Origin of the sequence: Anaerococcus porci (assembly GCF_034090325.1) — a bacterium.
In the GTDB taxonomy this organism is placed as follows: domain Bacteria; phylum Bacillota; class Clostridia; order Tissierellales; family Peptoniphilaceae; genus Anaerococcus; species Anaerococcus porci.
Genome location: NZ_JAXDSU010000010.1, coordinates 13,898 through 33,632, shown reverse-complemented (window position 1 = coordinate 33,632; position 19,735 = coordinate 13,898). Strand labels below are relative to the sequence as shown.

The following is a 19,735-nucleotide window of genomic DNA, read 5'->3' as shown; positions in this document are numbered from 1 at the left end:
AAAGTTTAGTTTTTAATTATTATTACTCTATCCAAGTACCAGTCTTACCATTCATTGCATCTAAGGCCTTTTCAAGTGAAGTAATTACTGCCTTTCTACCAGACTTTCCTTTTACAAATTGCATAGCTGCCTCAACCTTTGGTAGCATAGAACCTGGTGCAAATTGTCCTTGTTCAATATATTTATTGCAATCATCAATTGTCATCTTATCTAGCCACTTTTCATCTTCTTTTCCGAAGTTTATAGCTACTTTTTCAACTGCTGTAAGTATTAGCAGGACATCTGCCTCCATTAAATCTGCAAGTAGTGCACATGAAAAATCTTTATCTATAACAGCATCTACTCCCTTATATTTTAGACCATCTTTTATAAGTGGAATACCACCGCCTCCGCAAGCTATTATTACATTTCTTGCATCATAAAGTGATTTTAGGGAATCTTTTTCTACAATATCTTTTGGGAAAGGACTTGCTACAACTCTTCTATATCCTCTTCCAGAATCTTCTTTAAATTGATAGCCTGTTTTTTTAGCTATCTCTTCTGCTTCTTCTTTTGTGTAAAAAGAGCCGATTGGTTTGGTTGGATTTTTGAAAGCTTCATCATTTTCATCAACTATAACTTGAGTTATAACTGTAACTACTGGAACTTCCCTTCCTCTTTCCTTAAATTCATAGTGAATAGCATTTTGTAGATGATAACCAATGTATCCTTGACTCATTGCCCCACATTCTGGAAATGGCATGAGAGGAATCTTATCTGTATTTTTATGTCCTTCTTCCATAGCAAGGTTTATCATTCCAACTTGTGGACCATTACCATGACCTACTATAATTTTATTTCCATTCATAACTAGGTCTACTAAATGTTCAGAAGTCTTTTTTACTGCCTCTTTTTGTTCTTCAACATTTGAACCTAGGGCATTACCTCCTAGGGCAATTACTATTTTATATGACATATTCTTCTCCTTAAAAAAATTATATCAAGGGAAGCTTGTGAAACTATTAGCTTTTAAGTTTGTTAGCTATCCCTTGATACATTAGTTTTTCTTATTTAATATATTCTAATGGAAGTACTGCATATGTTGCGGCACATGTTACTAAATCTTGTTTGAATGTAACTTCGTTTGGTGCATGAGCTTGGTCTTCTGCTCCTGGACCAAATCCAATTGTTGGGATATTGTGTCTACCCATTATAGCAACACCATTTGTTGAGAAAGTCCATTTATCTGTTAATGGAAGGTCTGCTCTCTTGGCTTGTTCTTTTTCTACATTTGGAGCAATTCTCTTATCTCCATAAAGTCCCTTGTAAGCTCTTTCTAAGGCTTGTGTTACTTCATGATCTTCTGGAATTACCCATGTTGGGAAATAACATTCTTGTTTTTTGCTTACTCCTGTCCATGATTCTCTTTCATAATCATACATAGTAACTTTTGCACCAAATTTTTTAGCTGATGGTAGATCTTCTATTTCTTTTATACAAGATTGCCATGTTTCTCCAGCTGTCATTCTTCTATCAAGTGAAATTGCACATGAGTCTGCAACTGCACATCTTGATGGTGATGTAAAGAAGATTTGGCTTGTTGTAACTGTTCCACGTCCTAAGAAGTTTGCTTCTTTATATTCAGGATTGTATTTTTCATCAAGCATCTTTACAAGACCTTTTATTTCTACTGAATCATCTGCTGGGTTTTCGTTAAGTTGCTCTATTTCATTAAGGATTTTTGCCATCTTATAGATTGCGTTATCTCCTCTTTCTGGAGCTGAACCGTGGCATGATACTCCTTCAACTTCTACACGAATTTCCATTCTTCCTCTTTGTCCTCTGTAGATTCCACCATCTGTTGGTTCAGTTGATACTACAAAGTCAGGTTTTATTCCTTCTTCTTCTATCATATATAACCAGCAGTTACCATCACAGTCTTCTTCTTGAACTGTTCCTGTAACCAATACTCTAAATTCATCATTTAAAAATCCTAGGTCTTTCATGATTTTTGCACCATATACAGCAGATACTATTCCACCTAATTGGTCAGAACCACCACGTCCTCCTATAAGATTTTCATCTTCGAATCCTTCATATGGGTCAAAGTCCCAGTTATCTCTATTTCCTATACCAACTGTGTCAATATGTCCATCAAAGGCAATTTGTTTTTTACCTGTACCCATTTCACCAAGTACATTCCCTTGTCCATCAATCCAAGCCTTATCAAATCCAAGTTTTTCCATCTCTTCTTTGATTCTTTTAGCTTTTGGACCTTCTTCACATGATTCACCATGTTTTAAGATTAAATCTCTTAAAAAGGCATTCATATCTTCTGAATATTTTTGAGCTGTTTCTTTAACTAAATCATAATTTATATTTGTCATTTATTCTATAATCTCCTTCTATTATCCTAGCTTATTTATTTTCTTCTTTATCTAATAATCTTTCCTTATTAGCTTCTAATAGTTTTTTGATTGTGGCTTGTGGATCTTTTACTTTTTGTAAGAAAATCATAGCTGCAATTATATATGGTTTGTAGCTTGCTTCTTTGTAAAGTGGATCTCTATATCTATCAAATACAGATTCATCAACTTCTCCATCTTCACAAGAAAGTCCTGTTATATCTGCTGGTAGACAATGCATATATAAAGCTTTTCCATCTTTTGTAAGCTTCATCATCTCTTCTGTAGCAGCCCAATCCATGTGTTCTTTGTTTTGTTCTAGAAGTCTTTTTTCAAGTTCATCTATTCCTTTTTGATCACCCTTACCATAAAGTTCTGTTCTTTCTTCCATAGCAGCAAATGGAGCCCAAGATTTAGGATAAACTATATCAGCATCCTTAAATGCTTCCTCCATTGAGTTTGTTTTTGTGAAAGAACCACCATATTTCTTAGCATTTTCTTTTGCTATTTCCTCAACTTCTGGCATTATTTCATATCCTTCTGGGTGAGCTAGTACAACATCCATTCCAAATCTTGTAAATAGTCCTGAGATTCCTTGAGGAACTGAAAGTGGTTTACCATATGATGGTGAATAAGCCCATGTCATAGCTACTTTTTTACCTTTAAGGTTTTCTACTCCACCAAATTCGTGGATTACATGTAAAAGGTCAGCCATTGATTGAGTTGGATGGTCAATATCACATTGAAGATTAACAAGGTGTGGTCTTTGTTCAAGTATACCGTGATCATATCCTTCTTGTACATATTCAGCAAAGTCTTTCATGTATTTGTAGCCTTTTCCGATATACATATCATCTCTTATACCAACAACATCAGCCATAAATGAAATCATGTTTGCTGTTTCTTTTACTGTTTCGCCGTGAGCTTGTTGTGATTTTCCTTCATCTAAATCTTGAACTTCAAGTCCTAGAAGGTTTGCTGCTGATGAGAAAGAGAATCTTGTTCTAGTTGAGTTATCTCTGAAAAGTGAGATTGCAAGACCAGAATCAAAAATCTTAGGAGAGATATTTTTTTCTCTCATTGCTCTTAAAGTATCTGCTACTGTAAAGATTGCTTCAAGCTCATCTTGTGACTTATCCCATGTATGGAAAAAATCATCTTGATAAAGGTTTTTAAAGTCTAAATTGTCTAATTTTTCTAATAGTTTGTTTATATCTTGTGTCATTTTTTATCTCCTATCTTATTATTTTTTTATATTCATATTCTTCATCGTTAGTATAGTATCCATCCCAACAAACTTGTCTATAATGCTTAAAGTCTGTATCACCTTCTGTTGATATAAAAAGTATTACGGAATTTTCGTCTAGTTTCAAATCTTTTTTCATATCTTTTAAGTCTTCTCTTTGAAGAATTTCACTTACAGCTCCGAGTGTTGCCGCTCCTGACTCTCCAGATATTACTCTTTCGTCATTTCCAAGTGGGTTTCCTAATATTCTCATACCCCTTGCCGCAGATGAATCTGGAACTGAAAGGAAAGCATCTACGTATGATTTTAAGATAGGATAACCAACTGTTACAGGTTCACCACAAGCAAGTCCTGCCATAATGGTGTCCATCTCACCTTCAACATTATGAATTTTTCCATCATTAATCTTTGCTGTTAAATAATTGCAGTTAGCTTTTTCTGGTTCTATAAGTCCTATAAAAGGCTTCTCATCTGCCTTATATTCATCTGAGAAAAATCCAGTAACTCCTGTAGCAAAAGAACCTACTCCTGCTTGAAGAAATATATGGGTTGGCTTACTATTTACTTCTTGTAGTTGGTCATAAGCTTCTTTTGCAAGAGTTGAATAACCTTGAATAATCCAAGTTGGTATTTCTTCATATCCTTCCCATGCTGTGTCTTGGACCATAATATATCCCTTTTCATCAGCATATTTACTTGCAAGCCTTACACAAGCGTCATAGTTAAGTCCATCCATTATGTCACATTTTGCGCCAGTCTTCCTTATATTGTCACGTCTTTCAAGTGCTGAACCATCAGGCATTAATACTACACAATTTTGTTCAAGTTGTTGACAAGTCCAAGCTACACCCCTACCATGATTGCCGTCTGTAGCTGTTATAAAGGTGAGCTTACCTAATTTCTTTTTAATATCATCTGATACCAATTTCTCATAAGGCAAGTCATCTATATCCATATCTAATTTTTGAGCTATGTATTTGGCCATTGCATAAGATCCTCCCAATACTTTGAAGGCATTTAAGCCAAATCTAAATGACTCATCTTTCACAAAAATATCCTTAACACCAAAAAGATCAGCTAAATTGCTAAGCCTTCTAAGAGGTGTTACTGAATATTGAGGAAAGCTAGCATGAAATTTTTGAGCCTTTGAAGATTCTTCTTCATTAATGAAACTTAAATCAGCTAATTCGTTTTTGTTTGGCTGATTTAAAACAATGTTAAAACTTTCTTTCAACTTTTTCTCCTTTCTAGAACTTATTCTAGTATTATAGTAACATATCACATATCGAAAAGCAAGGCTTAAAAAAATGTTTTCTAAAAAAAATTTTATTTTCTTCTGTTTGTTTTTTCGTTGAATTTGACAGTATTTTAAGTATAATTAAAATAATTGTTAATTTTGCAACATTTAGAAAGGATAATTATGACAAATATTAAACTAGAAGTTTGTGGAGGGTGTAACGCCAAAATTCCCCAAGAAAGTCTTGAAACCACCCTTTCTTCAATTAATAATTATAAAAGAGATGATATCCTAGTAGGTTTTGATACCATGGATGATGCTGCAGTTATAAAAATAGACGAGGAAAATGGAGTGGTTTCTACTATGGATTTTTTCCCACCTATGGTAGAAGATGCTTTTAGCTTTGGTCAGATAGCTTGTGCAAACGCTTTAAGTGATATATATGCTATGGGAGCCGAGCCAATTGCAGGCTTAAATATTGTACTTTTTCCAGAAGATTATAATCTTGAAATCCTAAGAGAGATTTTAAGAGGAGGTGCAGATAAGATGATTGAGGCTAAAGCAAGCCTTGTCGGAGGGCACTCAATCCATGATCCCAAAATCAAGTATGGACTATCTATTACAGGAAGAGTAGATATTAAAAAACTTTGGAGAAATAATACCGTTAAAAAGAATGATGTTTTAATTCTTACCAAGCCTTTAGGGGTTACCCTTGTTACCAATGCCTATTCTGTGGGTATATTAGGAAAGGAGGAACTTAATAAGGCTATAGCTTCAATGACTTATTTAAATAAGTATGCTAAGGAAATTTTTGAAAAATATAGGATATCTGCTGCAACTGATGTTACAGGGTTTGGATTTTTGGGTCACTTAGGAGAGATACTTTCTGATAAGTTTACCGCCATAATAGATTCATCAAAAATTCCAATACTTGATGGAGCCTATAAGGCAGCTAGTGAATTTATATTTACAAAGGGTGGACAAAGAAATAGGATGTATTTTGAGGATAGAGTTGAGTTTTTAAAAGATGATTTTGCTCTTGAAGAAATTCTCTTTGATCCTCAAACTTCAGGTGGACTTTTGGTAAGTATCAATGAAGATGATGCCAAGTATGCCATAAAAGAGCTTAGAGATTTTGGTATTGATGCAAATATTATTGGAAAAATTTATAATAAATATGATAAGAGCGTGTTTATAGAATAAAGGAGAAAGAAATGAAAGAAATAGATGCAAGAGGAATAGAATGTCCAATGCCAGTAATAATGGCAAAAAGAGTTATAAAAAGTGGTGAAGAAAGCTTTAAAGTTTTAGTTAATGAAGATATAGCTGTAGAAAATCTTAAGAAACTTGCCAGACAAACTGGTTTTGAAGCAGAACTAAAAGAACTTGAAAATGAAGATGTCGAGCTTACTTTCAATAAGTTAGATGAATTCAAAGATGAAAAACTAAGTAAAGATAGTCTATCTTCTTCCTATGTTGTAGTTTTTGATTCTGATAGGATAGGTGATGGAGATGAAGAATTTTCTAAGTCACTTCTTGAAAGTTTTTTAGTATCTCTTACTGAAGAAGATGTTCTTCCAGACTATGTAATCTGCTATAATAAAGGAGTTTTCCTATCTACTCAAAGAGAAAATACAATTGAAGATTTCAAAAAACTCGAAGAAAACGGAGTTGAGATTATCTCATGCGGCCTATGTCTTGACCACTACGGACTTAAGGAAGACTTAAAAGTTGGCAGGATTTCAAATATGTATGAAATCTGCTCCTTAATGAGAACCCACCACACTGTCAGACCATAATGGATTATATAATTTATACATTTGATTCTTCCAATATAGCCTACCTTGCCCTTGACTTAATAGAGAAAAATTCTGTAAGGGCAAGACTTGTCCCACTCTTAGCTGAAATTGATGCAGGATGTGGTCTTTGCCTTAGGTTTGAAGAAAAAGATAGAGAAAAAGTAGAAAATATAATTGAAAAGTCTAGTCTTTTATATAAGGAAAGATATAGACTTATTTATAAAGATAGAAAGCCTGAGGTTTTAAACTATGATTTATCTTGATAATGCTGCAACAACTATAGATAAGGACGAGTCTGTTGCAAAAGCAGTCTATAATGCAATTTATTCGAGAAATTTTGCAAATCCTTCAAGGGGTGCCTACATTCAAAGCTTAAATTCTTTGAAGCTTTTAATGGAAACAAGAAAGAATGTAGGAAGGCTTTTTGGTATGGATAATCCACTAAATGTAGTTTTAACTAGTAATGTAACTTTTGGTCTTAACTTTGTTATAAAGTCACTTTTTTCAAAATATGACCATATTATAACAAGCATTTCAGAACATAACTCTGTCCTAAGACCCCTATATGACCTAGAAGAAGATGGACTTTCCATATCCTATATAGGGCTTGACAATTTTAGCCTGAGACTTTCTGAAATAGAAAATAATATAAGAGATAATAGCAAAGCACTTATATTAACTGGAGCATCAAATATATCTGGTATGGTCACAGATATAGACAAAGCTTATGATATTTGTAAGAAAAATAATTTGATTTTAATCATAGATGGAGCTCAGCTTGCTGGATATGTTGACTTTGACATAAGTAAATATGATAATACTATATTTTTATTTACAGGCCATAAGGGACTTCACGCTCCCCAAGGAACTGGGGGTTTTGTTGTAAATGGGGATTTTGACTTTAAACAAGTCTTTTCAGGCGGGTCTGGTTTTAATTCTTTTTCAAAAAAACAACCCCAATCCCTTCCAGACCTTTTTGAGCCTGGTACAGAAAATGTTCATTCTTTTGCAGGATTAAACCAAGCTGTTAAGCTCTCCCTTAAAAATCCCCACTATAGAGAGCTTGATGAGCTTACAAGATATCTTTCTGATGGACTAAGAAATATAGATAATCTTATCTTTTACAAGGACTTTAGCAAAAAATCTGTTCCTATTGTATCCTTTAATATAAAAAATTTGTCTGCAAATTATGTAGCTATGAAGCTATGGGATGACTACTCTATATGTACAAGGGCAGGAAGTCACTGTGCCCCACTTTTTCATAAAAATTATAAAACTGAAAAACAAGGCATAGTAAGGTTGAGTCTTTCATATTACAATACAAAAGACGAAATAAAAAAAGCCTTAAGCGCAATTGAAAAAATCAAAAAAAATAGCTAGAAAACAAACTTACTCCACTATTGTTTTAAAAGCAATTTGTAGGATAGTTTATCTATTCTAGCTATTTTTTTCTTTAAGAAACATTATGTCTTCTTTTCTTATAGAAAAATATAAGTTTTTTTCATTTTTTAATTTTTTCCAATCTTCTTTTTCTAAAAAAGCCGATAATATTCCCTTTCCAGATTTCTTCCTAAGAATAAGACAAATATTAAAAGTCTGTTCAATTTCCTTTAAAAGCTCTAATTCGAAAGAATTTTCTCCTAATTTCTCGCTTGAAACTTTTATATTATGAGCTCTTATACCGATAAAGTCACGATTTTTGACATCTTCAATAGACAAGTCCAAGTCCCAATCTATAGCATAAATACCTTTTTCTGATTTTTTAATCTTTGAAAAATTTTTACAACCTGAAAGCTCTGCTGCAGCCATAGTTTTTGGATTGTGGAAAAGTTCTTTAGTTTCTTTCTTATCTTCACTTTTTCCCTTATCCATTATGACTATTTCATCACACATCCTATATATCTCATCCCTATCATGAGATACAAATAGGGTTGGTATCTTATACTCTTCTATTATATTTTTTATATCAAGTTCTATTGACCACTTCAAATAACCGTCTATGGCAGAATAAGGCTCATCCAATAGAAGAATTTCAGGCTCATTTACAAGAATTCTTGCAAGTGCTGCCCTTTGCTTTTCCCCTCCTGAAATCTCATCAGGAATCTTATCTTTGATATGGTATATGTGAAGTTCATCAAGCTTTTTATATATTATTTCTTGATAATTTTCCTTTTTTTCCCTAAAACCACATTTTATATTTTCATAGACTGTCATATTAGGAAATAGAGCATAATCTTGAAATAAATAGGCAACCTTCCTATCTTTAGTGGGAATATTTATCTTTTTATCAGAGTCAAATAAAACCCTATTATTTAAGATAATCTTTCCCTTATCAGGTTTTACAATCCCTGCTATAGCTTTTAGGCTAAGACTTTTTCCAGATCCAGATGCTCCTAGGATTCCCAAAACTCCTTTTTCACTTTCAAAGCTTATATCTAGTTTAAAATTTCCAAAATCTTTTCTAATATCTAATTTAAGCATGGGACATTTCCTTTTTTTCAGGTGTCTTATCTTCTAAGAAATTTATGGCAACTAATACTACAAATGATATCAATACATTTATTAAAACCCACTTATAGGCTAGTTCATCTTGTCCTATTCTCCAATATTGGTAAACCGAGGTTGAAATTGTAGCCGTCTTTCCTGGAGTATAACCTGAAACCATCGAAGTTGCACCATATTCTCCCAAAGCTCTAGCAAAGGATAAGACAAGTCCTGCCATAACTCCCTTCTTACAATTTGGAAGAATAACTTTCCAAAATATCCAAGTATTAGACTTTCCCAAGGTTTGAGCAGCAAAGGATAAGTTTTCATTGTAGGCTTCAAAAGCTCCTCTTGTTGTTCTATACATAAGGGGAAATGTTACTATAACTGTTGCAAAAATTGCTGAATACCAATTCATGATAAGAGGTAGGTTAAAATAATCTACAGCAATAGAGCCTAAGCTTGAATTAGGTCCTAAAATTTTAATTAGAAAAAAACCTACAACAGTAGGAGGCAAGACCAGGGGGAGGGTTAGTATTACATCAATCGCCCCCTTTACTTTTGCAGGTAATTTCCTTATATAGTAAGCTGCAAAAATACCTAGAAAGAATATAATTACCGAAGATATTAAGGCTATTCTAACAGAGTTATATAAAGGAAATAAATCCATTTTATTTTCCTAATGGTTTAAAACCGTATTTCTTGAAGATTTCAGAAGCTTTTTCTGATTGTAAGAATTCAATATATTTCTTAGCCAATTCTTTATTTTGAGAATCTTTAAGAACTGCTGCAGGATATATTACCTTATTTTCAAGCATTGAATCATCTGCTACTGCTACTACATCAAGGTCGGCTATAATCGCATCTGTTTTATAAACTATTCCACAATCTACAGTTTTTTCACTTACCCATGTTGTAACTTCTCTTACATTTGAACCGAAAGTAATTTTGTCTTGAATTTGATCCCAGATTCCTAATTTCTTTAGGATTTCTTCAGAATATTGTCCAACTGGTACATCAGAATTGCCTAGGGCAATTTTCTCTACCTTATCTGATGAAAGGTCTTTAAAATCTGTGATTTTTTTATCATTTCCCTTAGCTGCTGCTAAAGTTACCTCATTTTCTAATAAATCTATTCTTGTATCATTTTCAAGTTTATTTTCTTCTTCAAGCCCATTCATTTGTTTTTGAGCTGCCGATATGAATACATCTGCCTTAGCCCCAGAGTCAATTTGGGTTTTAAGTGTTCCTGAAGAATCGAAGTTAAATGTTAATTCACTACCAGGGTTTTCTTTTTGAAATTCTGACTTTAATTCATCTAGCACATCAGTCATTGATGTAGCTGCAAATATTGTCAAATTGCCAGCTTTTTTAGCTTCATTACTGCTTTTATTTGATTCTACCTTAGAAGCAGAATCTTTGTTTGATTCTTTATTATTACTTTCGTTGTTTTGACAGCCTACTGCTGTAAGGCATAAAGCTAATCCTAGTATTAACTTTCCTATATTTCTTAATTTCATAATTTTCTCCTTTTTTATTGACTTAGACTAGCACTTTAATGAAATCGTCACTTTTTATTAACCCTCCCCTCAAAACCTTGGCAAATATCCCCTCTTTTGGCATTATACAGTGTCCTGTCATCTTCTTAATTTCACAGCCATCATGGCACTTTTTACCTATTTGGGTAATCTCAAGTAGACACTCTCCGATTTCAAATTTTGTCCCTAATGGAAAATCATAAAGTTTAATTCCCTCTGTAGTTAAATTTTCTGCAAAATCTCCAGGATTAAACTTAACATTTTCATTTTCCATCTTATTTATTGACTCTATAGCTAAAAGAGATACTTGCCTGTGCCAATTTCCAGCATGAGCATCATCTTTAAGTCCAAAATTTTCTATAAAAACACCTTTATCTTGTGGGATTTTTTTAACTCCCTTAGTCTTTGATATATTTATCGATATAATCTTTCCATCAGTCATGATCTGTAAAATCTCCTTTCAAAATATCAAGTCCGTGACCTAAAAATGGTCTTATGGCATTAATGGCTTCACTCACAGCCTTCGGAGAGCCAGGAAGATTAATAATTAAAGAATTCTTAGCTATTCCAGAAACCGCCCTTGAAAGAGCCCACATTGGTGTGATTTCCTTAGAATAAAACCTTATAGCTTCAGAAATTCCCGGAGCATTTTTCTCTATCAACTCTCTTGTGGCCTCTGGTGTATTATCTCTTTTTGAAAAACCAGTTCCTCCTGATGTAAGAATTAGGGGAATATTTTTGTCTACTAATTTTTTTAATTCATCTACTATTTTTTCTTTATCATCAGGAATAATATTAAAGTACTCCATTTTATAATCCTTATCCATTGAATCAAGAAGAGCATCTTTGCACTTATCCTTTTTTTCTCCACCACTTCTTGAGTCGGATAGAACAATAAAAGCATACTTATAAACCTTCTCTTTTGTAGTCACCAGACTTTCCTCCCTTTTTTGAAACTAAATATATATCCTCAATAACCATTGACTTATCAAGTGCTTTACACATATCATATACTGTCAAAAGTCCAGCAGAAACCCCTGTTAAAGCTTCCATCTCAACACCAGTTTTACCCTGACATTTAACTAAAACTTCACAGAATAAATTCTCACCTTCAAAGTAAAAGTCTACATTTATCCCATTTAATAACAGTGGATGAGCCATAGGTATTATTGAAGAAGTGTTTTTTACAGCTTGTATTGCTGCTACTTGGGCAATAGCAAGAACATCTCCCTTTTTTATCTTTTCATCCTTTATAGCATTTATGGTCTCATATTTTAATTTTATTGAACCTTTGGCAAGAGCTTCCCTTTGGCTGATTTGTTTTTGTGAAATATCAACCATTTGACCTCTTCCAGACTTATCTAGGTGTGTAAACATCTATCCTCCTATCCTATTCATTGATTCACTTATACTTCCTTCTTCCAAGTGATGTCTTAAAGGCTTTTTGTATAGGCTTATATCAATAAGCTCACTCAATTTCTCCCTATCATCTAGACCTTCTTTTAAATCTATTTTCACATCTGAATGAAGACATGGTCTTATAAATCCATCTGACGTTATTCTTAACCTGTTACATGTTGAACAGAACCTATGAGAAAGCGGATCTATAAAGCCTATCTTAAAGTCAGAGTCCTTCATTTTATACAAGCTCGTTGGAGAGTTTTTATCAGGATTTTCAATCCTTTTTAGTCCATATTTTTTTACTATATCATCACTTGATAGAAAATTATCCCTAGCAAAATCTTGGGTTTTGCCTATAGGCATAAGTTCTATAAACCTTAATCCTAGGTCATTTTTTTTAGAAAACTCTATAAAATCTAAAACTTCATCCTCATTTATTCCCTTTATAAGAACGCAATTTATCTTAACTCCCATACCAAGTGACTTAGCTTTATATATTCCTCTGAGAACTTTTTTTAAGTCTCCATTTTTGCTAATCTTTTTATACTTTTCAAAGTCAAGACTATCAAGAGATATATTAAACCTATCTAATCCATTATCCTTTAAAACTTGTACCTTTTCTTCTAAAAAAAAGCCATTACTGGTCATTGATAAGTCTTTAATTTCTTCAAATGAAGAAAGGTACTTTACCAAAGTTTCTATATTTTTACGAACTAGTGGTTCTCCACCTGTAAGCCTTACCTTTCTTATCCCCTTCTCTACGAACACTTCCACTATATTTCTTATATCCTCAAAAGATAAAATATCGCTGTGGTCTTTTTTATTTATTCCATCAGGCATACAATAAGCACACCTTAGGTTACATCTATCAGTAACAGATATCCTAAGATAATCTATTCTCCTATTAAATTTATCTAACAATTAATCACTACTTTCTTTTGTATATAATATATTACTATACCAAGTATAACATTTTTTTAAAAATTAAAAAAACATTTTCACAAAATAAAAATAGACATTATAAACCAATCCTTCTAAAGTAGATAAATAATTAAATTAAAGTTTTTCCACCAAGATGCATTAATCTAAATTAGATTAAAATAATACCTTGACCTTCAATCTTTTATCTTAATATTACTTATATATTGAAAACATCTACTGCTATAAAAGATTATTTTAGCTTTTTAGATTCATACTATACACTAAATTCTGTTACATTTTAGTTAATCTTATTTTCTTCCTAGTTTTATAACTTTCTACTTCTCTTAGTTTTTGTATTTATTTTTAAACTTTTCTTTTTTTAAATTTTTGTACTTATATGCTTTATATATATTTAATTATATCAATATTTTCTTTATCTTATGTTTTATATTATATTATATATTTATATTATATCACATATTAGCATATATCTTATGGCTTACTTGCTCATGTTCATTTGGAAGATGGTCTTATCTTATGCTTTAAGATAAAAATAATCATCCCAATTTTAAGTAGTTACTACAAATTATTTTGGAATATAATCCTAATTTTTGCAATATTTTCAAATAATTTAACGTCCTTATCCTAAACAAAGTATTTACATTTTTTATATAGTTAGGCTCTTTTTTTCAAAAAAACACCTCCACTTAGTTAGCTAATTTTAGACTATCTACTTTGGAGGTATAATACTTCATTCCCATATTAAATTTTATCTATAAGCTTCATACCAAAATTCAGCAAGTCCGCGTCTTACAACATATCCTTCTCTTATCTCTTGAGATTCATATTGACCTTTTATTTTACCTGAAAGTAAGTCTTTACATAAGGATAAATAATCTTTAATTATAGATTTATCTTTAAATGGGCCATCATGTCCCATACAGATTTTATCAATATCCTCATAGTAATTCATAAGATTTTCTAATGAGCTTCTCATAGTTTCAATTTCTTTTTTAGTTGTTCCTTTCTCTTTTGATTTACAAGGTATTATTATCCCTTGATTAAGGGCATCTCCTGCATAAAGGTACTTTGTAGAGCTACTTAAATATCCAACAGAGCCTTTAGTATGACCTGGTATTTCAATTGTAGTTAGTACTGTTGTCCCTAATTCAAACTTATCACCCTCACTCACATTTTTATATTTAAATTTATCAGGCATATTCTCATTAACATAAGATTTTAATTCTTCGATATCTCCTTTAGGAAATCTTACAGGTCCTCTTGTTTCAATAAACCATTTGATCATATCTGGATTACCAAAATGTTCATCTAAGAGTTCATCATCCCTTTCATTCATGTATATATCATCAAAGTAATAGGCATTTCCTGCATGATCTAGATGACCATGGGTTAATAGTACTAATATGTCTTTGTCAGTTATCTCTCTAATCTCTAATCTAGGATCACCAATACCTGAGCCTGTATCAATTAAAGCTGATTTTTTATCTCCAACAATCAAATAATAATTGTCTAAGTTATAATCCCTGATACAGTATTCATTGTCTGCTAACTTAATTATCTCTTTTTTTAATTGAGTCATTTTATTTATCTTCTAACTCCTCTTCAAGTTCTTCTTCTCTAATTTTTGCCTTGTGTCCAACTTCTATACTTATTTTTTCCATATCTTTATCACTTAAATTATAAATTAGTGTAAATATTAAAAATATAAGTACACATCCAATTGCTGGTAAAATAGCTGAAAGATGTCTAATATTTTCTGCAACACCTGGTGCTTGCATAGCTTGTAAAAGCGGCTGAAATCCTACTGATGATAAAAGCAGTGTAATAAATGTAGTAGATAAACTAGCCACTAAAAATACTACAAATGTTACAATAGAATAAACCATTCCATCATTTCTTTCACCTGTTAGCCATACATGATAGTCTACACCATCTGCTATAAGTGACCAGATTAGCAATGAATAAAATCCAGTAAAAAATGAAGCTATTCCTTGTATAATAACCCAAGCCATAGGACTTACTTTCACAAATGCGAGAAGACCATATAAGACAGCCGCAATTATCATCGGCCATGTTATTAAATTCTTTTTACCAAATTTTTTAAGTAAAGGTTTTAGTAAGGGCATACACATTATCATAGGAATCATTTGAGCAATTCCTGCATAAGCTAAGGTTTTAGTTTCACCAAAATAAACTTGAAACACATATTGATTTGTAATTCCTGTAGTTTGTATAAAAAATTTTACTATAATATAAGCTAAAATTATTGATATCATTGGTCTATTTTTTAAAAATGACAAGAATAATTTTTTATAATTAACAGCTTGCTTTTTCTCACTAGATGTTGTTATAACAATTCTTTCTCTCGCCCATCTTGTTGTGAAAAATAAGCATATTATAGAAAAAACACCACCTATTATTGATAATATTAAGAATCCTTGTGCAGTAGCTTCATTCAAGTTGTTAAAAATTAATAAAGGGGCTGCTGTTTGAACAATAACATTTGCACCAAGCGACCCTATAGATCTAAAGTTAGATAATTCTGCTCTTTGCTCTTGATTTTGAGATATAGAATTTAGCATAGTTCCATAAGGAATATTCCAAAACGAGGATATAACTCCCCACAAAAAATAAATTATCAAGCACCAAGCCACTTTTAGTCCATAAGGAAATCCTGAAACGTCTATAAATAACATTACTGTCATTATTGCCATTGGCACAGATACTTTTCTTATTATATTATTATATTTCCCATATTTTGTTCCAGCAGCTTTATCTGTAAACCTACCTATAAAAGGATCATTAAGTGAATCTAATGCTTTACAGACTGCTACTATTATTGCAAAGTGGCCTGCTCTTATACCTACAATCGATGTCATAAATAATAACAAATATGTATTAACTATTACTTGTAAAGTATTTCCACCTAAATCACCAAACATATATCCTAGTTTATCTTTTATAGAAAAACTTGAAGCACTCTCGACATAAACAATATATTCTTTGTCTCTACTAATATTTTTATCTTGCATACGTTCTCCTTAAAATTATTACGTAAACGATTACGTTAATTAATTTATACTATATATAAAAAATAAGTCAAATATTTATCACATATTTGACTTAAAAATTATTCGACATTCTATTTCTTTTTTAACCATTTGAGATTTTTCTTCATTTTTTTGATAAATGCTATTATTAATCAATGAATTTATTGCTACTCTCACAGCTTCTTTTCCTTCTAATATTGGGTTATTATCAATAATACATTTACAAACCCCATCTTTAAGAAAATTTTCAGAAGCTTGATTTCTTCCAGCACAGATGAAAAATACCTTATCTTGATAATTTAGAAACTTGATAATATTTGCTAAGTAAATACTCGATCTAGCAGTGGTTGCAAAACAAGCATCTATGTTCACCGTTTTAAATATATCTCTTATTTTCTTTCCTAGTTTTTTCTCGAACTGGTCAAATCTATATAAATTGATGTTTTTCTTATATGAACTTATATAATCAACAAATCCCTTACTTGTTTTATCTTCTCCAAAAAAAGTTCCATTCTCATTTTCAATCAGCAATATATTACTTATATTTTTATTGAAATAAGTCATCATTTCAGCTGCAAGTCTTCCAATTTTTTCTGCCTGATCTGTAACAATTATATTTGCTTTAATATCATACTTTAATTTATGTAAGGCAATAATAGGGATATTCAAATCAAATAGATTATTAATATATGAAGATATTTTTTTATTCGAACCTACAACATAGATTATAGCAGCATCTATTTTTACATCTTTTAGCTTTAACTCATTTAGTTTTTTGAGACATTTTCTATCAACTTCCTCAAATGAAGATCCACTATAGTATAGCTCATGAAAATTTATTTTAGCATCGTCAAATTCACTCCTGCCCTGTTGATATCCTTCCCACAATAAATCTGTATAATATTTTGAGTTTTTATCTTTAATTGGAAAAATAACTAATACATTAAATTCTTTTCTAATGGCTTTAGCATTAAAATTTACTTTATAATCAAGTTCATTTACTAAAGCAATTACCCTTCTTCTTGTTTTTTCTCCTACACCTTCTTTATTATTTAAAGCTCTGGATACTGTTGCTGTACTGACATTTAATTTTTTTGCTATATCTGATATTCTTATATTTTTCATTTATAACCCCTACCCATCACATAACAATACCCAAAACCAAATAAATAATTTCACATATAATTACATCTTTGATAGGGTATTTTTTAGCATTACTAGCAAAATCAATTGAAATTCTAATATTTATACTCCTATCCAAACTATACTTGATATTAGAATTATTGCTTCTATCTTAATTATTAGACACTTTAGCAAATTATTATTACAACTAGATTTTTGTATATATTTTATAATTAATATAGAAATCCTAAAAACATCTTCTCTTTGTGCTGAATTTATTGAAAAGAGATTATATCTTAGTTAATATTTTTTAGTTTTTACTTTATACTTCTTTTAGTTTATATATTATTATTTATAAACTTTGATTTTTTTAAGCCTTTTGTACTTATATGATTTTTATATATCCTATGGTATCAATATTTCCTTTAGCTTGTATTTCTATATACATTATACCATCTATTAACATATCTCTTATGACTTAATTAGCTTATCCTAAACAAAGATTTGCACCTTTCACATGCCTAGGCTCTTTTTCTAAAAAATCACCTCCAAGTATTTAGCTAATTTTAATTTGTTAGACTATCTACTTTGGAGGTATTGTTAAATTATTATTGCTTAGTTTTAAAGCATTTCTAAAAATGCTTGGACTCTTGTATTTATTTGACCTATATCAGCTTGTGAAAAGTCTGTTTCTAAGGATATATATGGGATATTTTTTTCTTCTGTAATATATTTTCTAATGCTTGTTGTTTCTATTGCATAGGTATGGCATGATTGAAGTTCCATATCAAGAACTCCGTCAACCTTATACTTATCTATTAGTTCACCCAAAAGCTTGTATCTATTTTCATTAGGACTCATTACAGAACATCCTATATTAATATATCTTTTGGCAATTGCCTTTAATGGATTTCCTGTATTTTCTTCCACAAACCTGTCATAATTTTTCTCACCAGAACAATTTTCATAGCTTACAACAACTCCACCATTGTCTTCAACTGCTTTTATAACTTTTTCAGTTGCTCCACCTATTGGACAACCTGTAATAAGAATTCTTGGCTTTTTCTCACGAGTTTCATCATATTCTTCCATAACTTTATCAGCCAAACTCTCTAGCTCTTCTGGTAGGTTTTCCCTATCAAATCTAAATGTTGAGCCAAATAAAACCTTAAAATAATCATAGCCTGACATAGGTGTTGGGTCATATGCCATTGTAGATGCAAGCTTTTTGAAAGCCTTTCTTATCCTGTTTTCAAGCTTTATTTGTTCTTCTAATCTTTCTTCTGTAATTTTAGTTTCAAACTTTTCTTCTATAATATCTTTTACTCTGATAACTTCTTTTTCCCACAAGTCAAGAGAATCTTCTGATTGATTATGTGGAAGCTGCATAACATGAACTGCTTTAAACCTAGCCATCAATTCATACATCTTTTTCTTACCATCACAGGTTGTCTCTCCTATTACTAAATCTGAAAAGTGAAAGAATGGACATTTATCTGTTATTGCAAAACCATATGATGATTTTATAAGTGGACATAAGTTTTTAGGTAGTTCTTTTTCAGCTTCTGCCGTTGTTTCATCTGAGGTTGAACACAAGCTTACTGTAGCAGCACCTGCGGCTTGGGCTATTTCTCTTGGAAAATATGTACAATACATTCCCACAACTGGTTTTCCGTTGTCTTTTACTTTCTTAACAGCTAGGAAAGAATTTTTCCTCTGTTCTGCAAACTCTTCAAATACTTCTGGTAAATCTTTTACTAATTTCATCTTTTTTTCTTCTCCTTTGCGAGTAAACTTGCTCCAATAGCTCCTGCATAAATTCCATCTTCATGACCATAAACATTTTTTCCGGTCTTTTTTGAAAGAATTTCTATAAAATAATCAATCTTTGATAAGCCACCTGTAAGAATAATATCTTTTGGAAGCTCCATTTTAAGGCACATCTTGCTAACCTTATCTGCAACCGAATCTACAACTCCTGCCGCTATGTCTTCTTTTTTGCGGCCTTCTCCTATGTAATTTATAATCTCTGATTCAGCAAATACTGTACATAAGGATGAGATTGGTAAGATTTTTCCATTTTTAGATAAGTTAAATAATTCATCTATAGATAGGCCAAGCCTATTTGCCATAATTTCTATAAATTTCCCAGTACCAGCAGAACACTTATCATTCATCAAAAAATCTTTAACCATACCTTTTTCTATAATTATTATTTTTGTATCTTGGCCTCCAACATCTATAAGACCTATATCATCCTGTTTAGAGAGAAATTTCCCACCTCTAGCATGACAGCTTATCTCCGTTACAGTAAAGTCAGCATAATCAACTGCAACTCTTCCATAACCTGTAGCAAGGACCCTTGTATCCTTACTTTTTAAGTCAATATTTTTTTTTAATAAATTTTTATATATAAGCTCACTAGTCTCCTTGCTAGACCAGCCTGTTGGTAAAGAAAATATAAAATTTTCATCTCCTTTTACACAAACCTTGGCAGCTGTTGAGCCTATATCTATACCTACGTAGTACAAG

At 31.5% G+C, this 19,735-nt stretch carries 20 protein-coding genes; 4 read left to right on the top strand and 16 right to left on the bottom strand.

All coding sequences use genetic code 11. From position 1 onward, the window contains the following. Window positions 1-22: 22 nt before the first annotated feature. The 4 genes from arcC to dpaL form a co-directional block, all read right to left on the bottom strand. Window positions 23-955, bottom strand: coding sequence for a carbamate kinase (gene arcC / locus SOR60_RS01650; protein WP_320595041.1), 933 nt, complete (start codon window positions 953-955; stop codon window positions 23-25). 91 nt (window positions 956-1,046) lie between these two features. Continuing rightward, window positions 1,047-2,366, bottom strand: a complete 1,320-nt coding sequence (locus tag SOR60_RS01645) for a YgeY family selenium metabolism-linked hydrolase (protein ID WP_154540553.1) — start codon at window positions 2,364-2,366, stop codon at window positions 1,047-1,049. Window positions 2,367-2,397: 31 nt separating this feature from the next. Next, a complete protein-coding gene (gene ygeW / locus SOR60_RS01640) occupies window positions 2,398-3,609 on the bottom strand; it encodes a knotted carbamoyltransferase YgeW (protein WP_154540551.1) in 1,212 nt (403 codons plus the stop codon). A 10-nt stretch (window positions 3,610-3,619) separates the two neighbouring features. Then, a complete protein-coding gene (dpaL, locus tag SOR60_RS01635; protein ID WP_154540549.1) occupies window positions 3,620-4,864 on the bottom strand; it encodes a diaminopropionate ammonia-lyase in 1,245 nt (414 codons plus the stop codon). Window positions 4,865-5,050: 186 nt separating this feature from the next. On the opposite strand from dpaL, the gene selD reads away from it, so the two are divergent. The 4 genes from selD to SOR60_RS01615 are packed head-to-tail and all read left to right on the top strand — an operon-like array spanning window position 5,051 to window position 8,046. Then, entirely contained in the window at window positions 5,051-6,070 is a 1,020-nt protein-coding gene (gene selD / locus SOR60_RS01630; protein WP_320595040.1) for a selenide, water dikinase SelD, read from the top strand. Window positions 6,071-6,081: 11 nt separating this feature from the next. After that, on the top strand, window positions 6,082-6,666 hold the full coding sequence (gene yedF / locus SOR60_RS01625) for a sulfurtransferase-like selenium metabolism protein YedF (RefSeq protein ID WP_154540545.1): 585 nt from the start codon (window positions 6,082-6,084) through the stop codon (window positions 6,664-6,666). Next, the gene (locus tag SOR60_RS01620) at window positions 6,666-6,929 is read left to right on the top strand and encodes a DUF3343 domain-containing protein (protein ID WP_154540543.1); all 264 of its coding nucleotides are present in this window, start codon (window positions 6,666-6,668) and stop codon (window positions 6,927-6,929) included. Before yedF ends, SOR60_RS01620 begins: the two co-directional genes overlap by 1 nt. Continuing rightward, complete coding sequence (locus tag SOR60_RS01615; RefSeq protein ID WP_320595039.1) at window positions 6,916-8,046, top strand: aminotransferase class V-fold PLP-dependent enzyme; 1,131 nt, start codon at window positions 6,916-6,918, stop codon at window positions 8,044-8,046. Before SOR60_RS01620 ends, SOR60_RS01615 begins: the two co-directional genes overlap by 14 nt. 57 nt (window positions 8,047-8,103) lie before the next feature. Here the strand turns inward: SOR60_RS01615 and SOR60_RS01610 are convergent, their stop codons facing one another. The 12 genes from SOR60_RS01610 to SOR60_RS01555 form a co-directional block, all read right to left on the bottom strand. Continuing rightward, window positions 8,104-9,147, bottom strand: coding sequence for a sulfate/molybdate ABC transporter ATP-binding protein (locus tag SOR60_RS01610; protein ID WP_320595038.1), 1,044 nt, complete (start codon window positions 9,145-9,147; stop codon window positions 8,104-8,106). After that, window positions 9,140-9,820 (bottom strand): molybdate ABC transporter permease subunit, encoded by a 681-nt coding sequence (gene modB, locus SOR60_RS01605; protein ID WP_320595037.1) that lies wholly within the window; start codon window positions 9,818-9,820, stop codon window positions 9,140-9,142. The genes SOR60_RS01610 and modB overlap by 8 nt, the downstream gene beginning before the upstream one ends. A 1-nt stretch (window position 9,821) precedes the next feature. Beyond that, entirely contained in the window at window positions 9,822-10,670 is an 849-nt protein-coding gene (modA, locus tag SOR60_RS01600; RefSeq protein WP_320595036.1) for a molybdate ABC transporter substrate-binding protein, read from the bottom strand. A gap of 22 nt (window positions 10,671-10,692) precedes the next feature. Then, the gene (locus tag SOR60_RS01595; protein ID WP_320595035.1) at window positions 10,693-11,130 is read right to left on the bottom strand and encodes an MOSC domain-containing protein; all 438 of its coding nucleotides are present in this window, start codon (window positions 11,128-11,130) and stop codon (window positions 10,693-10,695) included. After that, a complete protein-coding gene (locus tag SOR60_RS01590) occupies window positions 11,123-11,620 on the bottom strand; it encodes a MogA/MoaB family molybdenum cofactor biosynthesis protein (RefSeq protein WP_320595034.1) in 498 nt (165 codons plus the stop codon). Before SOR60_RS01590 ends, SOR60_RS01595 begins: the two co-directional genes overlap by 8 nt. Next, window positions 11,595-12,065 (bottom strand): cyclic pyranopterin monophosphate synthase MoaC, encoded by a 471-nt coding sequence (moaC, locus tag SOR60_RS01585; RefSeq protein ID WP_320595033.1) that lies wholly within the window; start codon window positions 12,063-12,065, stop codon window positions 11,595-11,597. Before moaC ends, SOR60_RS01590 begins: the two co-directional genes overlap by 26 nt. Further along, window positions 12,066-13,010: a GTP 3',8-cyclase MoaA gene (gene moaA / locus SOR60_RS01580; protein ID WP_320595032.1), complete on the bottom strand. Its 945-nt coding sequence runs from the start codon at window positions 13,008-13,010 to the stop codon at window positions 12,066-12,068. It abuts the gene before it with no gap. Window positions 13,011-13,779: 769 nt separating this feature from the next. Beyond that, window positions 13,780-14,610, bottom strand: a complete 831-nt coding sequence (locus SOR60_RS01575) for an MBL fold metallo-hydrolase (protein WP_320595031.1) — start codon at window positions 14,608-14,610, stop codon at window positions 13,780-13,782. Between the two features lies 1 nt (window position 14,611). Further along, window positions 14,612-16,063 (bottom strand): MFS transporter, encoded by a 1,452-nt coding sequence (locus tag SOR60_RS01570; protein WP_320595030.1) that lies wholly within the window; start codon window positions 16,061-16,063, stop codon window positions 14,612-14,614. A gap of 78 nt (window positions 16,064-16,141) precedes the next feature. Beyond that, complete coding sequence (locus tag SOR60_RS01565) at window positions 16,142-17,206, bottom strand: LacI family DNA-binding transcriptional regulator (protein WP_320595029.1); 1,065 nt, start codon at window positions 17,204-17,206, stop codon at window positions 16,142-16,144. A gap of 618 nt (window positions 17,207-17,824) precedes the next feature. Continuing rightward, a complete protein-coding gene (locus SOR60_RS01560) occupies window positions 17,825-18,970 on the bottom strand; it encodes a double-cubane-cluster-containing anaerobic reductase (RefSeq protein ID WP_320595028.1) in 1,146 nt (381 codons plus the stop codon). Continuing rightward, the gene (locus SOR60_RS01555) at window positions 18,967-19,734 is read right to left on the bottom strand and encodes an acyl-CoA dehydratase activase (RefSeq protein WP_320595027.1); all 768 of its coding nucleotides are present in this window, start codon (window positions 19,732-19,734) and stop codon (window positions 18,967-18,969) included. The genes SOR60_RS01560 and SOR60_RS01555 overlap by 4 nt, the downstream gene beginning before the upstream one ends. Between the last annotated feature and the right edge of the window lies 1 nt (window position 19,735).

Excerpts from the sequence above, each read along its gene's own strand:
- modB (WP_320595037.1), bottom strand. The coding sequence starts at position 9,820 with ATGGATTTATTTCCTTTATATAACTCTGTTAGAATAGCCTTAATATCT.
- SOR60_RS01595 (WP_320595035.1), bottom strand. The coding sequence starts at position 11,130 with ATGACTGATGGAAAGATTATATCGATAAATATATCAAAGACTAAGGGA.
- SOR60_RS01575 (WP_320595031.1), bottom strand. The coding sequence starts at position 14,610 with ATGACTCAATTAAAAAAAGAGATAATTAAGTTAGCAGACAATGAATAC.
- SOR60_RS01570 (WP_320595030.1), bottom strand. The coding sequence starts at position 16,063 with ATGCAAGATAAAAATATTAGTAGAGACAAAGAATATATTGTTTATGTC.
- SOR60_RS01645 (WP_154540553.1), bottom strand. The coding sequence starts at position 2,366 with ATGACAAATATAAATTATGATTTAGTTAAAGAAACAGCTCAAAAATAT.
- SOR60_RS01610 (WP_320595038.1), bottom strand. The coding sequence starts at position 9,147 with ATGCTTAAATTAGATATTAGAAAAGATTTTGGAAATTTTAAACTAGAT.
- moaC (WP_320595033.1), bottom strand. The coding sequence starts at position 12,065 with ATGTTTACACACCTAGATAAGTCTGGAAGAGGTCAAATGGTTGATATT.
- modA (WP_320595036.1), bottom strand. The coding sequence starts at position 10,670 with ATGAAATTAAGAAATATAGGAAAGTTAATACTAGGATTAGCTTTATGC.
- SOR60_RS01620 (WP_154540543.1), top strand. The coding sequence starts at position 6,666 with ATGGATTATATAATTTATACATTTGATTCTTCCAATATAGCCTACCTT.
- SOR60_RS01565 (WP_320595029.1), bottom strand. The coding sequence starts at position 17,206 with ATGAAAAATATAAGAATATCAGATATAGCAAAAAAATTAAATGTCAGT.
- ygeW (WP_154540551.1), bottom strand. The coding sequence starts at position 3,609 with ATGACACAAGATATAAACAAACTATTAGAAAAATTAGACAATTTAGAC.
- selD (WP_320595040.1), top strand. The coding sequence starts at position 5,051 with ATGACAAATATTAAACTAGAAGTTTGTGGAGGGTGTAACGCCAAAATT.
- SOR60_RS01560 (WP_320595028.1), bottom strand. The coding sequence starts at position 18,970 with ATGAAATTAGTAAAAGATTTACCAGAAGTATTTGAAGAGTTTGCAGAA.
- yedF (WP_154540545.1), top strand. The coding sequence starts at position 6,082 with ATGAAAGAAATAGATGCAAGAGGAATAGAATGTCCAATGCCAGTAATA.
- arcC (WP_320595041.1), bottom strand. The coding sequence starts at position 955 with ATGTCATATAAAATAGTAATTGCCCTAGGAGGTAATGCCCTAGGTTCA.
- SOR60_RS01615 (WP_320595039.1), top strand. The coding sequence starts at position 6,916 with ATGATTTATCTTGATAATGCTGCAACAACTATAGATAAGGACGAGTCT.